The organism is Rhizobium lentis (assembly GCF_017352135.1).
GTDB classification, from domain to species: Bacteria; Pseudomonadota; Alphaproteobacteria; order Rhizobiales; family Rhizobiaceae; genus Rhizobium; species Rhizobium lentis.
The window spans coordinates 801,827-816,841 of sequence record NZ_CP071454.1 but is presented as its reverse complement, the minus strand read 5'-3'; the positions used below and the strand labels follow the sequence as shown (position 1 = coordinate 816,841).

Genomic DNA, 15,015 nt, shown 5'->3' with positions numbered 1-15,015 from the left:
CTCCATGTATATCGCAATGAACCGCTTCAAGGTTGTAACCGGGACCGAGGGCGATTTCGAAACAGTCTGGCGCAACCGCGATTCCAGCCTGGCCGAGGTGCCTGGTTTCATCGAATTCCGCCTGCTGCGCGGCAAGGCCGACGAAGAGGAGGGCTATACGCTCTATTCCTCACACACGGTCTGGAGCAGCGAAGACGATTTTCGGAACTGGACGAAATCCGAGAATTTTCGCGCGGCGCACCGCAATGCCGGCGACCGCAAGGCGATGTACAAGGGACCGCCCGTGTTCGAAGGCTTCAACGTGGTGGATGGCATATGAAACAGGGGTCTGATCGTATCGAGGTCCTGCCGGTTCTGCCGTCGCTCGATATCGACGCGACGCTGGCCTTCTATCGAGACAAGCTCGGTTTTGCCAATGTCGTCTATCAGGCGGAAGACTATCTCATACTGCGGCGTGACGAGATGGAACTGCATTTTTGGCGCACCACAGATGCGGGGCTTTGCGAGAAGACCTCTGTCTACCTCAGGGGCGGCGCTATCGGCGCTCTTCACGCGGAATATCTCGAAAGGGGCATTGAGCGCCTGACCGAGATGGAAGTGCGGCCGTGGAATATGGAGGAATTCTACATCCATGACCCGCACGGCAATCTCTTGCGCTTTGGCCGTGTGCCGCAGCAGCGCGTCTAAGCCCTCAGTCGGAAGATAGCGCCTCCCGCAACGGCCAGCCAGCCAAGCATCATCGCCCAGCCGCCGGTCGGCGCGGCGTAGGGGAAGAGCCCGGAGCCGGAAAAGCGGAGCGTGACGAGATCGCCGGCAAAAAGCAGGGTTCCGACGATCATTAGAAAACCGGCCAGCCAGGCGGTTTTAAGCCGGGTGGCACCGAGCGCCAATGCCAGCAAGGCGGGGGCATGCGCTAGGCACATGGCGGACGCGGATGCGGCTAGGTTGGCATCACCGCCGCCATGGACGGCAAGCGCTGCGAGCGCCACGCCGGCTACGCCGAACAGGCCGGCAAAGAAATAGAGCGCCGGCTCCAGGCGCGCGTTGAGCCTCATGATTATTCCTTGTTTTGCATGTGATAGGCAAGGCGTTCGACCGGCGCCCAGATGAGATCGCGAAGCGATTGGCTCGATACCGTTTCGTCAAGCGCGCGGCGAAAGCAGAGCAGCCATTCGTCGCGCTCGATCGGGCCGATCTCGGCGACGAAATGGCGGCTGCGCAAGCGCGGATGGCCGCGTTTGTCGGTATAAAGCGGCGGCCCGCCGAGATAGCCGGTCATGTATTCGTAGAATTTCTCTTCGCTTCCTTCGAGGCTCGCCGGGTGCACGGCGCGCACGTGGCTTGCCTCCGGAAGTGCATCCATCAGCGCGTAGAAGCGTCGCGTCAGCGCCCGCACGACCGGATCGCCGCCGATCGCTTCATATAAAGTGGTGACCTTCTCCGTCACGAAATCATCCCCGATATCGTTCCTATGCGCCCGACCCTTCATGCACCTGATGGCAAATGATCGCAACTGTCATCAAAGTGCCGCGGCATTTCGCCCATAATTCCAGCGCGGCAGGAGATTCAGCTGATTTCCCTTGACAAACCGTCTGGACGGTATCTTTATGACGCGTATGTCGACCGCTCATCATCGCAAGAAACAACCGGCGCTCGTGCGCCAGCAGTTGCTGGAGGTCGCGGCGCGTCTTGCGGCGAGCGACGGCATGGCGGCGGTAACCCTCGATGCCGTCTCTGCCGCCTCCAGTGTCAGCAAAGGCGGGCTGCTGCATCACTTCCCGACGAAGAATGCGCTGCTCGACGCGCTGTTCGAGAGCCTGCTCGACAGGTTCGACGCCGACATCGAGGAACTGATGCGCGGCGATCCATTGCCGCAGGGCCGCTTCACCCGCGCCTATCTCGAGGCAGTGTCCGGCCTCAGGGATCGTCCCGATGATTCCCGGAGCTGGACCCAGGTGACCATCGCGCTTCTCGCCGAACCCCGGCTGCGCCTGCGCTGGCGTCAATGGGTCCAGGCGCGGGCTGAGGAATATGTCGGCACCGATTCCTCGCTCGATGCGCAGATCGTGCGTTTCGCCGCCGACGGGCTGTGGTTCGCAGACACGTTGGAAAGCCATGACATCAACGACGCTCTGAGGCGCAATCTCATCGACCGCCTTGTCGAACTGACCGGAAAGTAACAGCAGGGAATTCAACCATGAGCCAGGCCGCCATCTACGGGCTGCTCTTTGCAGCCATCGTGCTCGAGGTCATCGGCACGACCGCGCTGCAATTGTCGCAGCAGTTCACCCGCATCGGGCCGACGGCGCTTGTCGTCGCCTGCTATGCGGCTGCCTTCTATTGCCTGTCGCTCACGCTGAAAAGCATCCCCGTCGGCATCGCCTATGCGATTTGGAGCGCTTTGGGAATCGTCCTGATTTCTTCCGTCGGCCTGATTTTCTTCAAGCAGCGTCTCGACCTGCCGGCCATTGTAGGCCTCGGCCTGATTATATCAGGCGTCGTCGTGGTCAACCTGTTCTCAAAGTCCGTTTTTCATTGATTTTGCACCGATATTAGCGAAAACTTCCTCGCGCTCCCCCCGGAAAAATTTCCCCTTTGTCAAATTCCTGACAAAGGTCTATGAGTTGCTTGAACGTGGAGGAGACGAGGCGCGAATAACGCCGCTTTTCCAAAGCGCTTTGAATCCTGCTTTTCCCACCTTTCGATACTTTCAGCTTCCAGGAGCACATCATGGCCATACGCACCGTCGTCTGGGGTGAAAACATCCACGAGACTACCAATGCGATCGTCCGCGGCATCTATCCCGAGGGCATGCACACGACGATCGCCAATGCGCTGAACGTCGATCCCGCTATCTCGGCGACCACTGCGACGCTGCAGGAGCCGGAGCACGGCTTAAGCGAAGCCCGTCTTGCCGAAACCGATGTCCTGACCTGGTGGGGCCATAAGGATCATGGCGCGGTCTCCGACGTCGTCGTCGAGCGCGTCGCCAAGCGCGTCTGGGAAGGGATGGGCCTTCTGGTTCTGCATTCCGGCCATTTCTCCAAGATCTTCAAGCGGCTGATGGGCACGCCCTGCGCGCTGAAATGGCGCGAGGCGGGCGAGCGCGAGCGGCTGTGGACGATCAATCCCCGCCATCCGATCGCCGCCGGCATCGGCGAGCATTTCGAGCTGGAGAACGAGGAAATGTATGGCGAGCAGTTCTCGGTGCCGGAGCCGCTCGAAACGGTATTCATCTCCTGGTTCCAGGGCGGCGAGGTGTTCCGCTCGGGCCTGACCTGGCGCCGCGGCGCCGGCAACATTTTCTATTTCCGCCCCGGCCACGAGACCTATCCGACCTATCACGACGCCACTATCCAGAAGGTGCTGATCAACGGCGTCAAGTGGGCCTATAACCCTGAAGGCGCGTTGACCGGCATCACCGAGGCTCCGAATGTGCCGGTAGAAAAGGCACTGGAACCGATCGTCGAACGCGGACCGAAACTGCACCAGGCCGGCGAAGCCGGTTACCGCTGAGGTACATTCATGCGACTACTCGTTCTTGGCACGGGGGTGATGGCGAAAAACCAGCTCACCCACTTCAGCAAAATCGATGGTGTGACCGTGGTCGGCGCCGTCGACACCGATCCCGACCGGCTTTCCGCCTTCGCCGACAAGTTCAGCATCGAAAAGCGGTTTCTTTCGCTGGAGGAGGCGATCGCTTGGGGCGAATTCGACGCGGCGACCAACATCACGCCGGATCGGATCCACCACCCGACGACGCTGGCGCTGATCGCCGCGGGCAAACATGTGCTGTGCGAGAAGCCTCTGGCGGAAAATTATCCGAAGGCGCTGGAGATGACGGAAGCGGCCGAAAAGGCCGGCGTCATCAACATGGTGAACCTGACCTATCGCAACGTCGCGCCGCTGCAGCGCGCCCGCGAGATGGTGCTTGCCGGCGAGCTCGGAACGATCAAGCACGTGGAGGCCTCCTATCTCCAGAGCTGGCTCGTTTCGCGCGCCTGGGGTGATTGGCGGACGGAATCGACCTGGCTGTGGCGACTTTCCACCGGTCACGGCTCGAACGGTGTGCTCGGCGATGTCGGCATCCACATTCTCGATTTCGCAGCCTATGGCGCCGCGACCGACATCGACCACGTCTTTGCGCGGCTGAAGACCTTCAACAAGGCGCCGGGCGGCCAGATCGGCGAATATATGCTCGATGCCAATGACAGCTTCACCATGTCGGTCGATTTTGCCAATGGCGCCCTCGGCGTCATCCACGCCAGCCGCTGGGCAACCGGCCATCTGAATGAGCTGAAGCTGCGCATCTATGGCGAAAAGGGCAGCCTCGAGGTCATCCACCGACCGTCCGGATCGGAACTGCGCGGTTGCCTCGGCGAGGATGCCGAGACGGCGACCTGGAAGGAGATTGAGGTGACACCGGTGCCGACCAACTACCAGCGTTTTGCAGAAGCGGTGGCAAGCGGCATCCAGCCCGACCCGAATTTCCGCCACGCCGCGAACCTGCAGAAGGTGCTCGACCTCGCGATGGTGACCGAGCGCGAGCGGCGCGAGCTGAAGGTTTGACTTTGTTCGCTGGCCGCCAAGCCACTGGCTACTGAAATGTGGGTTGGAACAAGCGATGCTGTTGAACCGCCCGCAACGCGGATGTTACGGGCGGCTTTTTTACCTAGAGTATCTTAGCGAAGCATTCTGCGCAGGTAGTTGTCGCAGGACACCACTTCTGCAAAGTCGTGAAAGTCAGTTGCAAATTAGCGCTTTATCAGCGTGTCTCTCGACACGGTGCGGCTTCCGCTTTCGGCCACACCTGAAATCTGAAGAACGTTTCTGTCACTCAAGTCGCTTGCAGAACTTAGACCTTCGCGAGTGAATTTGGCGACAAATCGTGTTGATTGCGTGGCTTGCCGAACACTGCGATGGCGGAGCAAACGCCGCCAAACTGCAATGTTGCTCCAATTGCCTCAGCGAGAGATGGGAGCCGGCCCTCGAATATGAAGCCGTAGCCGAGACCGAAGACCGTTTCCGCGACAATGAGTTGGGCGGAGAGTGCCAGCGGTAAGCGACGAGAAGCAACCACCCAACACCAGGTCGCAAGCCACGAGCCGGCCAGCCCCATTACCAGCGCCCATACGACAAAGCCCAAAGTTTCGGAGGCCGTTGCAATATCCAGCAGATCGAACGAAGCCAACGGAAGCAGCAGCAGGCTTCCAACCGCCGCGCCGACACCTTGCACCCCTGTCCATTGCAGACCATCCGGGGCATCGACCGATCGCATCACCGTCGCATTCGCCAACCCATAGGCGACCCAGATCGCAAGCGCTGCCAAACTGGCGAGAACGCCGAGCAAAATCGACGCCGTATCAGCAACGTTTGCCGCGTGGATCGCCGCAACATTCACCATCGTCACCCCTGCCGCGATCAACGACAGCGGCAGGAGAAGAAACCGCCACGGCGCGGAATGGTCCCGAACATTGGCAATGACTGCCAGAAGCACCGGCATAGTGCCCACTATAACGGGCGGGACAGTTGCACCTGCAAGCTGAACGGCAAAGGCGACACTGACGAAATATCCGACATACCCCGCTCCGCCAAGCAGGATCCCGATCAGGAGTCGCGAGGGGCCAATGCCGGCGGGTCGGAACCGTCGATCTGCCATCAGGATAAGACAGGCCAGACCGAAGATAACATAGCGGGCAATGGTCAAATCCCAAGCCGTGAATGGCGCGACGGCGCGTGGGGCGACGAAAGTCAGCCCCCAGAGGGCGCAAGTGATCAGGCCGGCTATGATCCCAGGCAACATGATTTTCTCCTTTTGGAGCCATCATGCAATGCAATCCGATCGATTTCTATGGAATGCGAAGAGGAGTTCGAGTAGATTGCTTGCCATGTCGAAGGCAAAAATACCTCAGAACCTTCAAACTAGAAAATCGACGCTAGATGAAATAGATGCGCGTATTCTGTCCGCGCTCAATTCCGACGCCCGCTTGTCGATAAGTGAGCTTGCTCGCCTCGTGGGCATGTCCCCACCGAGCGTGTCGGACCGGATTCGCCGGCTGGAAGCTGCCGGCGTTATCCGAGGCTTCACGGTAGATGTGGATACGCGAGCTATCGGCTACCAAATACGGGCGATAGTGAGGATCAGGCCGTTGCCCGGCAAACTGCATCTAGTCGAACGGCTTATTCAGGAACGACCCGAATTTATCGAATGCGACAAGATCACTGGTGACGATCCTTTCCTTGCCCGCCTAGCTGTCCATTCGATCGAACAAATGGACGATGTTCTTGAAACGCTCTCTGAGCACGCCGTCACCAGTACGGCCGTTGTTAAAGGAACGTCCGTTAAAAAGCGGTTGCCGCCTCTTTAAGGACCCGGGCCCTTCGCTTCAGCGGCCCTGATCCCATCAATCGGGATGGAGGCTCGGCTGATGCTTTCCGGCATGCATATTCTATCGCTCAAGCAGGGCAAACTTTACTGCGATCGATTCCGATGGAGGAGCTGCCCACGAAAAAAGCCCCGCCGAAGCGGGGCTGGAGGTAGCCGAGCCGCGGCAGGCGGTCTCGACGAGTTGATTATTCAATCACCTGCACGACGCGGTGCGTGCGGGGTTCGACGATCACACGGCGGTCGTTGATGACGGTATAGGCATATTTCGGGTTGTCAGGCACCGGCGTCACGACGACATCAGCCGGAAGTGGCTTGCCGACAACGATCGGTTGCTCGACGACCACGCGGGAGGTCGGGGCCGGCTGCTGCTCGACATAGGTGACGACCTCGCGCGGCGGCGGGTCAATCGCGGCACCGGCAACACCGCCGGCAATACCGCCAACGGCAGCACCCACGGGACCACCGACGATTGCGCCGGTAATGGCGCCACCGGCTGCACCGGTCACGGCCCCATCAGCGAGCGCATTGGTGGCAAGCGACGACAGCGCAAGGGCGCTGGAGACAAGTAGGATCTTGTACATTTTGCTTCTCCTTTGCTGGGGTTGCATCTTGGTAACGACGCCGCCAATGCGATGTTCCCGCCGCAAAGAGTCACGCTTTGGAAGCCTGATTCACATTCTGTGAGGCCGCTGGGGCCTTCCTCGGGGGACTATTCCAGGCGCCGGCGGAAGAGCCAGGCGGCGGCGCTCAGCGTAACGGCGGCGATCAGCGCCAACGGAATCGTCTGGTTGACCACCTCGCTCAGGGGAATGTCCTTGAGGAATACGCCTTTGACGATCACCAGGAAATAGCGCAGCGGATTGACGAAGGTTATCGGCTGCAGCCAGCCCGGCATGTTTTCGATCGGCGTCGCAAAGCCCGAAAGCAGCATCGCCGGCACCATGAACAGAAAGGCGCCGAGGATCGCCTGCTGCTGCGTCATCGACAGCGCCGAGATGAAGAGACCGAGGCCGGCAACAGAACCGAGATAGAAGATTGCGCTACCGTAAAGCAGCAAGAGCGAGCCGCGCAGCGGCACCTCGAACAGGAAGACGGCGGCCAGGATGTAGACGGTGATGTGGAAGAGACCGATCATCATCGGCGGGATCAGCTTGCCAATCAGGATCTCGTGCAGGCGCAGCGGCGACACCATCAGCTGGTCGAAGGTGCCGAGTTCGCGCTCGCGGGCAATCGACAGCGCCGTGACGATCAGGCCGATCAGAAGCGCGATGCTGGCAATCAGATTCGGCACCATGAACCATTGATAGGTGAGGTTCGGGTTGAACCAGTTGCGCGGCACGGATGAGACGATGCCGGGGCCGGTGCGTTTGCCGGCCGGCGTCTCGGCGGCAAGCGCAGCTGCAATCTGCGAGAGGTAGCCCGCAACGATCTGCGAGGCGTTGGAGCGGCGGCCGTCGAGCACCACCTGCAGGTCGGTCGGCGCCCCAGCCTCGATATTGCGGGAGAAATCCGGGCCGATTTCGATCGCCGCGATGACAGTCTGATTGTCGATCGCGACCCGGACCTCCGCCTGATCGGCGGCAATCTCGATCGTCCGAAAAGTCGGCGAGCCATCGATGCGCTCGATCAGTTCCTGGCTCCAATGGCCGCTGTCGCGGTTGAGGATCATGACGTCGACATTGCGTACCTCAAGGGTCGCCGCATAGGAAAAAACGAGAAGCTGGACGATCGGCGGGCCGATCAGGATGGCGCGGCCCTTTGGGTCGCGCAGCACGGCGAGCAATTCCTTGACGATGAGGGCGTAAAGCCTTGTCCATCCCATCTCAGCCGATCCTCTTTCGGGTGCTGCGGGCCGCCAGCGTGAACATGATGCCGCCGATCGTGAGCATGACGGCGATTGCTTGAGCAAACATCGGCCAGATGTCGCCGGCGAGAAACACCGTCTGCAGGCTGGGGATCAGGTAACGCGCCGGCACGATGAAGGTGATCCACTGGATGATCGTGGGCATGGAATTGATCTCGAACAGGAAGCCCGACAGCAGAAAGGCCGGCAGGAAGGCGGAGATCAGTGCCAGCTGCGAGGCGAGGAACTGGTTCTTCGTCGCCGTCGAGATCAACAGGCCTTGCCCCAGCGCTGGGATCAGGAAGGCGGCCGACAGGGTGTAAAGGGCGGCGACGGAGCCGCGGAACGGCACGCCGAAGAGAAAGACCGCCAGCAGCACGCAGAGCGTCATTGAGGTGAGGCCGAGCAGGAAATAGGGCAGGATCTTGCCGGCGAGCAGCTCGACCGCCGTCACTGGCGTCGCCATCATCGCCTCCATCGTGCCACGCTCCCATTCGCGGGCGACGACGAGCGAGGTCAGCAGTGTACCGACCAGCGTCATGACGATGGCGATCGAACCCGGCACGAGGAAGTTGCGGCTGGTGAGCTCCGGATTGAACCAGAAGCGCTGCTCGACCGTGACGGCGGGTCTGGAAGCGGCGACGTCCGCCTGTCTCTGGTGCTCCCAGTTGGCAACGGCGCCTTGTGCGTAGTTCTGGACGAAATTCGCGGTATTAGGGTCGGAGCCGTCGACGATCACCTGGATGTCCGGACCGTTGCGGGCGGTGTAGCGCGTCGTGAAATCGGCCGGAATGACGACGATGCCGCGCACCTTGCCGAGCACGAGATCTTCCTCGAACGGGCGCCGGTCGCGGCCGATCGCCACATCGAAATAGCGCGAGGCCCGGAAACTGGCCGAAAGGTCCTGCGTCAGCGGCGTGATCTCCTCGGTCACGAGACCGATTCGGGTGCGCGCGGTATCGAGGGAGACGCCGTAGCCGAAGAGAAAGAGCAGGATCAGCGGCAGTACAAAGGCGATGAGGATGCTGCTCGGATCGCGGACCGCCTGGAAGCTTTCCTTGCGTACAAGGGCAAAAAGACGCCTGAGTCGGCCAAGTTTGGATTGAAGGGGGGAAGCGATCATGCGGCATCCTCCGTTTCCGACTGCTGCACCAGCGCGATAAAGGCGTCCTCCATCGTCGGATCCGGCTCATCCTTTGTTACGACCCGGGCTTTCAATTCGTCGGGAGAACCGAGCGCGATCGAGCGACCGCGATAGATCAGCGAGATGCGGTCGCAATATTCCGCCTCGTCCATGAAATGGGTGGTGACGAGCACGGTGACGCCCTTTTCAACCAAGCCGTTGATATGCGTCCAGAATTCGCGGCGGGTGATCGGATCGACGCCGGAGGTCGGTTCATCGAGGAAGAGGGCGCGCGGCTCATGCATGACGGCGCAGGCCAGCGCCAGGCGCTGCTTCAGGCCGAGCGGCAGATCCTTGGCAGCTTGACGGGCGTGGCGGCCGAAATCGAAAATATCGGACATCAGCGCGATCTTCTCGCGCCGGCGCTGGCCGCGAAGACCATAAACCCCGGCGAAAAATTCCAGATTCTGCATGACGGTGAGATCGCCGTAGAGCGAGAATTTCTGCGCCATGTAGCCGAGGTGATTGCGTGCTTCGGCGGCATCACGGCGAAGATCGAAACCGGCGACGCGGCCTTCGCCGCTGGTCGGCTTCAACAGGCCGCAGAGCATCTTGAAGGTTGTGGACTTGCCGGCGCCGTTCGGCCCGAGCAGCCCGAAGATCTCGCCACGGTGGATATGGAAGCTGATATTGTCAGCGGCGGTGAAATCGCCGAAGCGCTTGGACAGGCCCGTGGCTTCGATTACCGGCCTGTCGCCCTCAACCTTCAGTAGCGCTTGCGCTTCGGCCAGCCTGGAGCGTCCGCCCGGGCCACCGCCCAGCATGTCGACGAAGGCATCCTCGAAGCGCGGCGGGGCAGGGACAAGCGACTCGCCGTCATCGCCTTTGCCGATATCGGGCTTGCTGTCCCTGGCTGCGACCAGGCGGATCGCTTCGCCCTGGATTACGCCGTCGATGACGCCGTCGGCTTGCAGGAGTTCGGCAAGTACCTGCCGGCGGCGGCCTTTGACGCCGGACACCCGGAAGACGCGGTCGTTAACGCGGGCGGTCATCTCCTCCGGCTTTCCCGAGAAGAGCAGCTTTCCCTGGTTGAGCAGCAACACATGGTCGCAGGCTTCTGCCTCGTCCAGATAGGCGGTCGACCAGAGCACTCCGATACCTTCCTTTGTCAGGTTCTCGACCATCTTCCAGAGGTCACGGCGTGAGATCGGATCGACGCCGACACCCGGCTCGTCGAGCAGCAGCAGGCGCGGTTTTTTCAGAAGCGCGCAGGCAAGGCCAAGCTTCTGCTTCATGCCGCCGGAAAGTTTTCCAGCGAGCCGGCTGGTGAAACGCTTGAGATCGGTGAAGGTCAGGAGTTCGTCGAATGCGCCAGGACGTTCGCTCTTCGGCAGGCCGCGCAGGTCGGCGTAGAGATCGAGATTTTCCTGCACCGAGAGGTCTTCATAGAGGCCGAAGCGCTGCGGCATGTAGCCGATTGCCGCCTGGATGCCGGCGGCGTTCTTCCTTGTATCGAAGCCGAGCACCTCCACCATTCCCGCATCTGGCAGCATCAGGCCGGTCATCAGTCGGATCAGCGTCGTCTTGCCGGCGCCGTCCGGGCCGACGAGACCGGTGATCGCGCCGCCGGCAATCATACCGGAGACGGCGTCGAGGGCAGGAGGAGCGTCGCCGAAGCGCTTAGTGACGGCGTCGATCCGGACGAGCGGCTTATCGTCCCGGCCGCTTTCGCCGGCGGTCATTGTCTGTCTGCCGCAGGTGTCGGAAGATGCACCGTAACCGGCATGCCCTGGCGCAGATCCTGGCCGGGCCTGTCGATGACGATCCTCAGGCGATAGACGAGATCGGTCCTGAGTTCCGGCGTCTCCACTGATTTCGGGGTGAACTCGGCGACCGGTGAAATGAAGCCGATCGTGCCTTCATAGGGCTTGTCCGGCGCCGTATCGGAGGCGACGGAAACCTTCATGCCCGGGTGGATGCGGCCTAGATCGGGCTCTGCCACATAGCTGCGCACCCAGACGGGCTCGGTCAGCGACAACACGAAGACGGTATCGGCCGGCGAGACGATCGCGCCGATTTCCCGGACACGCGAGAGGATGACGCCGTCGTTCGGCGCGCGCAGTTCCGTGTCGGCGAAGGAGGTGCGGGCCGAGGCCAGTGTTGCCTCGGCTGCTTTCAACTGGGCCTCGGCTGCGGCGATATCCTCGACCCGCGAGCCTTCCTGCAGCAGCTTCAGCGCCTCGTTGGCGGACTGGGAGCGGGCGGCGGCCATCGCCTTTGCGGCAGTCGCCTGATCGAGGCTGGCCTCGGAAATCGTGCCCTGCGGGCGAAGCTGGCGGGCGCGGTCGTAGGCAAGGTTGGCATTCTGCAGGTCAGCAAGGCTCTCCTCATAGGCGGCGCGCGCCTGGGCAATCTCGGTCGGTCGCGGGCCTGCCTTCAGCTTGTCGAGCGTGGCGCGAAGGGCGGCGGCATTGGCTTCCGCCGACCGGACGGCAAGTTCATAGGGCGCGGCGTCGAGTTTTGCGAGAACCGTTCCGCTCTTGACGAGGTCGCCCTCGTCGACGCGAAGTTCGGAGACGCGTCCGCTGACGCGGAAGCCGAGCGATACCTGGCGGATATCGACGTTGCCATAAAGGACGAACTCGCGGCGTGCCTCGGGGAGCCAGCCGAGCCTTTCGGGCAGGCCGTACCACCAGGCGGCGGCACCTGCCGCCACGAGGAGAAGAACTGCGAGGGGAAGGATGCGTTTCATGCCGCACCTCCTTTCGATGGGCCGATGACATCGACCAGTTCGGCGGCAAGGCCGCGCAACAGTTCCACCTGTTTCGGGCCGAAGGTGTCCCATTCCATCTGGGCGAGAACGGCCGCGCGGGCAAAGCGGAAGACGAGGATGCTGCCGACGAGATTGAACGTGCGCAGGCGTACATGCTCGGATGCCGGGTCGTCGCCAAGAATGGCGCCGACCAGGCGCCGGCCCATTTCGATCATCGGCCGCATGAGGCCCTGATAGACGCGCTTGAAAGCCTCGGTCGGCTCCATCTGCTCGCGGATCAGGAAGCGGGCCCAGGGCTCGGATTCCTCAGCGACGAAGAGCGTCACCATGGTCTGGAGAACTTCGGTTAGGAGACGCCGGGCGTCGGCTTCGCCAAGCGGCTTGCCGGCCGCGTCGAGGGCCATGAGATGCGCGCCGATGCGCGCCCTCATGCCGCTGACATGCGTATCGATCTGCATCATCAGATATTCGGCGGTGGCGATGTAGAGGCCTTCCTTGCTGCCGAAATAATAGGGGATGGCCTGCAGGTTGACGCCGGCGGCTTCGGTCAACTGGCGCGTCGAGGCGCCATCGAAACCGTAGCGACCGAAGACGTCGAGAGCGGCGGTCAACATCTTCTGGCGCGCGATCTCTGCACGGGCGGAAGCCGGCGGATTTTGGTTGTCGTTATCTTGGGTCATGACGAATTTATAGCATCAACTGCAGAATCAGTCAATCGAATGATATATTTTTGCTGTCGCCGGGCTGGCGATACTAAAGTAACGTGACATCGGTCACGCGGCCAAGCTGAAGGGCGGCGGCGGATGGCGCGGAGAGAGAAAAGCAAAGAGGCCCGCGGGGAACGGACCTCTTAAGGATCTTTGGGTGGCTGCTAACAGCAGCGATGCACTATCGCTAATTTGACGACACTAATATGTCTGGCGCCGATCGCTGAGGAAGGCTTGCCGTTTTTCTCGTTATGCGCTCATTTTTTGACACAAAAGCGCCTAGCTTTTTCCGTATCCGCGAGTCGATGCGTATCCAAATCTATATTATCGCGCTTCTCTTGAGCGCCATCATGTGGTCGATCTCGTTCGACGCGGCGCGAGAATCCTATCATGCCGCCCAAAGCGCGGGATTGATGCCAAACCTGCATATCAACAAGAAGATCGATCGCATTCTCTGATTGCGCTCGCGTTCAGCTATGAGCGTTTTGCCAATGCCGCGTGGTTCAGCTGTCGGGGCGGCGAAGGCATTTTCATGGGCGTCCCGAGCCCTCTCAGAGAGAAAGTCAACTTTCCTAAAATTTGACCGATCTGCTTAAAAGCCCTGCAAATACTGACGTGTAGAGTGTTTCCATGAAGGCGGCCGAAGCGTGGACAGACGCGTCGATCGCTTGGAGCCGGGCGAATCATGTGCCCGCCGATCCGAAACGGGGACTTCGACATGCAGAAAATTCTTACCGCCATTGCCTTGACCTTGAGCATCACCTCGGCTGCCGGTCCGGCCTTCGCCATCGGTCCGGCGAGCCTTGCCCGCGACCTGACGTACACCTCCGCCATCGGCCATTCCCCCGAGGTGCCCTTGACGACGCGCGCCGGCTTCGTTCGCCCAGGCGTTCCCTTAGTGCTGCGCAGCCCGGCTGCGGTCGAGGGTGAGGGCGGGATGAATGTGTATTCTAAGCGCCTGACCGTTGTCATCGACTATGTGCTTTCGAAGGCGGTCGTCGCGGTGCAGGCAGTCACGTTTCTCCGCTGACGCTCCGCTACCCGGAAAGGCTTTAGGCGTTAAGCTCGCCCTGTACGTCGACATACCACTCGACGAAGGCCTTCACGCCGACGTCCAGTGTCGTATCCGGCTTGTATCCGGTCAGTGCGACGAGCAGATCGGGAGCGGCGAAGGTGCGCGGCACGTCGCCCTTCTGCATCGCCAGCATCTTGCGGATGGCAGGACGGCCAAGCGCCTTTTCCACCGTTTCGACGAAATCCATCAGGCTGACCGGCTGGCCGCCGCCGATATTGACGACGCGGAAGGGCGCCTGGCGCGACAGCGTTTCCACGGCGACGTTATCGAGACGATTCTCCTCGCTCGGGGCAATCGCCGACAACCGGACGATCGCTTCGATGAGATCGTCGATATAGGTGAAGTCACGGCTCATATTGCCTTCGCCGTAAATCTCTATCGGCTGGCCTTCGAGCATGTTCTTGGCGAATTTGAACAGCGCCATATCGGGACGGCCCCACGGACCGTAGACGGTGAAGAAGCGAAAGGCCGTCGTCGGAATCTTGTGCAGATGGGCATAGCTGTGCGCCATCAATTCCATCGATTTCTTCGTTGCCGCATAAATGGTCAAGGGCTCGTCGGCGCGGTCGGTCTCATGGAAGGGAACGGTCGCATTGGCGCCGTAGATCGATGATGTCGAGGCGAGCATCAGGTGGCGGATTTCGACGCGCCGCGCGATCTCCATGATGTTCCAGGAGCCTTCGACGTTCGAATGAATATAGGCCTCGGGATTTTCCAGGCTGTAGCGCACACCCGCCTGCGCGGCGAGGTGGATCAGGATGTCGGGCTCGGCCGCGGAGACTGCCGCCTCCAGCGCCGGCCGGTCCTCGAGCATTGAGATGACCGGTTTGAAGGCCGGAAACTGGGAGAGAGCCGCATGGCGCATCTCCTTGAGCTTGACATTGTAATAGGGGGTGAGGCCGTCGAAGCCCGTTACCTCGTGCCCTTCCTGCAGCAGGCGTCTGGCCAGATGAAAACCGATGAAACCGGCCGTGCCTGTAATGAAGTAGCGCATTCCCACCTTCTCTCGACCCCTGCCGACGGCAAAGAGCCAATTCCGCTTAAAATGGCCCCCACTTACAGGATAAAAAGAGGGCGAGTCGATAGGCCTCGGAAAGATAAGGTCC

The 15,015-nt window shown here is 61.1% G+C and carries 19 protein-coding genes; 9 read left to right on the top strand and 10 right to left on the bottom strand.

The window, feature by feature from the left end; translation table 11 throughout:
* The first annotated feature begins 4 nt into the window (after positions 1 to 4).
* Both hmuQ and J0663_RS04015 read left to right on the top strand, forming a co-directional pair.
* The gene (gene hmuQ, locus J0663_RS04020) at positions 5 to 319 is read left to right on the top strand and encodes a heme-degrading protein HmuQ (RefSeq protein WP_207243167.1); all 315 of its coding nucleotides are present in this window, start codon (positions 5 to 7) and stop codon (positions 317 to 319) included.
* Positions 316 to 687 (top strand): bleomycin resistance protein, encoded by a 372-nt coding sequence (locus J0663_RS04015; RefSeq protein WP_207243166.1) that lies wholly within the window; start codon positions 316 to 318, stop codon positions 685 to 687. Before hmuQ ends, J0663_RS04015 begins: the two co-directional genes overlap by 4 nt.
* Here the strand turns inward: J0663_RS04015 and J0663_RS04010 are convergent.
* Positions 684 to 1,055, bottom strand: a complete 372-nt coding sequence (locus tag J0663_RS04010; protein WP_207243165.1) for a DUF423 domain-containing protein — start codon at positions 1,053 to 1,055, stop codon at positions 684 to 686. The genes J0663_RS04015 and J0663_RS04010 overlap by 4 nt on opposite strands.
* A gap of 2 nt (positions 1,056 to 1,057) precedes the next feature.
* Positions 1,058 to 1,447 carry a group II truncated hemoglobin gene (locus tag J0663_RS04005; protein ID WP_207243164.1) on the bottom strand — a complete coding sequence of 130 codons (390 nt, stop codon included), beginning with the start codon at positions 1,445 to 1,447 and terminating at the stop codon, positions 1,058 to 1,060.
* Between the two features lie 169 nt (positions 1,448 to 1,616).
* Here J0663_RS04005 and J0663_RS04000 point away from each other — a divergent pair, with 169 nt between their 5' ends.
* The 4 genes from J0663_RS04000 to J0663_RS03985 all read left to right on the top strand — a co-directional run bounded on the left by J0663_RS04000 (position 1,617) and on the right by J0663_RS03985 (position 4,569).
* A complete protein-coding gene (locus J0663_RS04000; RefSeq protein WP_207244421.1) occupies positions 1,617 to 2,180 on the top strand; it encodes a TetR/AcrR family transcriptional regulator in 564 nt (187 codons plus the stop codon).
* A gap of 32 nt (positions 2,181 to 2,212) precedes the next feature.
* Complete coding sequence (locus tag J0663_RS03995; RefSeq protein ID WP_375337075.1) at positions 2,213 to 2,539, top strand: DMT family transporter; 327 nt, start codon at positions 2,213 to 2,215, stop codon at positions 2,537 to 2,539.
* A gap of 191 nt (positions 2,540 to 2,730) precedes the next feature.
* The gene (locus J0663_RS03990; protein ID WP_207243162.1) at positions 2,731 to 3,516 is read left to right on the top strand and encodes a ThuA domain-containing protein; all 786 of its coding nucleotides are present in this window, start codon (positions 2,731 to 2,733) and stop codon (positions 3,514 to 3,516) included.
* Positions 3,517 to 3,525: 9 nt separating this feature from the next.
* Positions 3,526 to 4,569 carry a Gfo/Idh/MocA family protein gene (locus J0663_RS03985; protein ID WP_207243161.1) on the top strand — a complete coding sequence of 348 codons (1,044 nt, stop codon included), beginning with the start codon at positions 3,526 to 3,528 and terminating at the stop codon, positions 4,567 to 4,569.
* Between the two features lie 286 nt (positions 4,570 to 4,855).
* Here the strand turns inward: J0663_RS03985 and J0663_RS03980 are convergent, their stop codons facing one another.
* Positions 4,856 to 5,803: a DMT family transporter gene (locus J0663_RS03980; RefSeq protein ID WP_207243160.1), complete on the bottom strand. Its 948-nt coding sequence runs from the start codon at positions 5,801 to 5,803 to the stop codon at positions 4,856 to 4,858.
* 85 nt (positions 5,804 to 5,888) lie between these two features.
* Here J0663_RS03980 and J0663_RS03975 point away from each other — a divergent pair, with 85 nt between their 5' ends.
* On the top strand, positions 5,889 to 6,368 hold the full coding sequence (locus J0663_RS03975) for an Lrp/AsnC family transcriptional regulator (RefSeq protein WP_207244420.1): 480 nt from the start codon (positions 5,889 to 5,891) through the stop codon (positions 6,366 to 6,368).
* Positions 6,369 to 6,573: 205 nt separating this feature from the next.
* On the opposite strand, the gene J0663_RS03970 is transcribed toward J0663_RS03975, so the two are convergent.
* The 6 genes from J0663_RS03970 to J0663_RS03945 all read right to left on the bottom strand — a co-directional run bounded on the left by J0663_RS03970 (position 6,574) and on the right by J0663_RS03945 (position 12,807).
* Positions 6,574 to 6,969, bottom strand: a complete 396-nt coding sequence (locus tag J0663_RS03970; protein WP_064695442.1) for a DUF1236 domain-containing protein — start codon at positions 6,967 to 6,969, stop codon at positions 6,574 to 6,576.
* 128 nt (positions 6,970 to 7,097) lie between these two features.
* Positions 7,098 to 8,210, bottom strand: coding sequence for an ABC transporter permease (locus J0663_RS03965; protein WP_207243159.1), 1,113 nt, complete (start codon positions 8,208 to 8,210; stop codon positions 7,098 to 7,100).
* Between the two features lies 1 nt (position 8,211).
* Complete coding sequence (locus tag J0663_RS03960; protein WP_207243158.1) at positions 8,212 to 9,354, bottom strand: ABC transporter permease; 1,143 nt, start codon at positions 9,352 to 9,354, stop codon at positions 8,212 to 8,214.
* Positions 9,351 to 11,096: an ATP-binding cassette domain-containing protein gene (locus J0663_RS03955; RefSeq protein ID WP_207243157.1), complete on the bottom strand. Its 1,746-nt coding sequence runs from the start codon at positions 11,094 to 11,096 to the stop codon at positions 9,351 to 9,353. Before J0663_RS03955 ends, J0663_RS03960 begins: the two co-directional genes overlap by 4 nt.
* Positions 11,093 to 12,106: a secretion protein HlyD gene (hlyD, locus tag J0663_RS03950; RefSeq protein WP_207243156.1), complete on the bottom strand. Its 1,014-nt coding sequence runs from the start codon at positions 12,104 to 12,106 to the stop codon at positions 11,093 to 11,095. The genes J0663_RS03955 and hlyD overlap by 4 nt, the downstream gene beginning before the upstream one ends.
* Complete coding sequence (locus J0663_RS03945) at positions 12,103 to 12,807, bottom strand: CerR family C-terminal domain-containing protein (protein ID WP_207243155.1); 705 nt, start codon at positions 12,805 to 12,807, stop codon at positions 12,103 to 12,105. The genes hlyD and J0663_RS03945 overlap by 4 nt, the downstream gene beginning before the upstream one ends.
* Before the next feature lie 332 nt (positions 12,808 to 13,139).
* Here J0663_RS03945 and J0663_RS03940 point away from each other — a divergent pair, with 332 nt between their 5' ends.
* Complete coding sequence (locus J0663_RS03940; protein ID WP_207243154.1) at positions 13,140 to 13,292, top strand: hypothetical protein; 153 nt, start codon at positions 13,140 to 13,142, stop codon at positions 13,290 to 13,292.
* Positions 13,293 to 13,552: 260 nt separating this feature from the next.
* Complete coding sequence (locus tag J0663_RS03935) at positions 13,553 to 13,864, top strand: hypothetical protein (RefSeq protein ID WP_207243153.1); 312 nt, start codon at positions 13,553 to 13,555, stop codon at positions 13,862 to 13,864.
* Positions 13,865 to 13,886: 22 nt separating this feature from the next.
* On the opposite strand, the gene J0663_RS03930 is transcribed toward J0663_RS03935, so the two are convergent.
* A complete protein-coding gene (locus J0663_RS03930; RefSeq protein ID WP_207243152.1) occupies positions 13,887 to 14,903 on the bottom strand; it encodes an NAD-dependent epimerase/dehydratase family protein in 1,017 nt (338 codons plus the stop codon).
* Between the last annotated feature and the right edge of the window lie 112 nt (positions 14,904 to 15,015).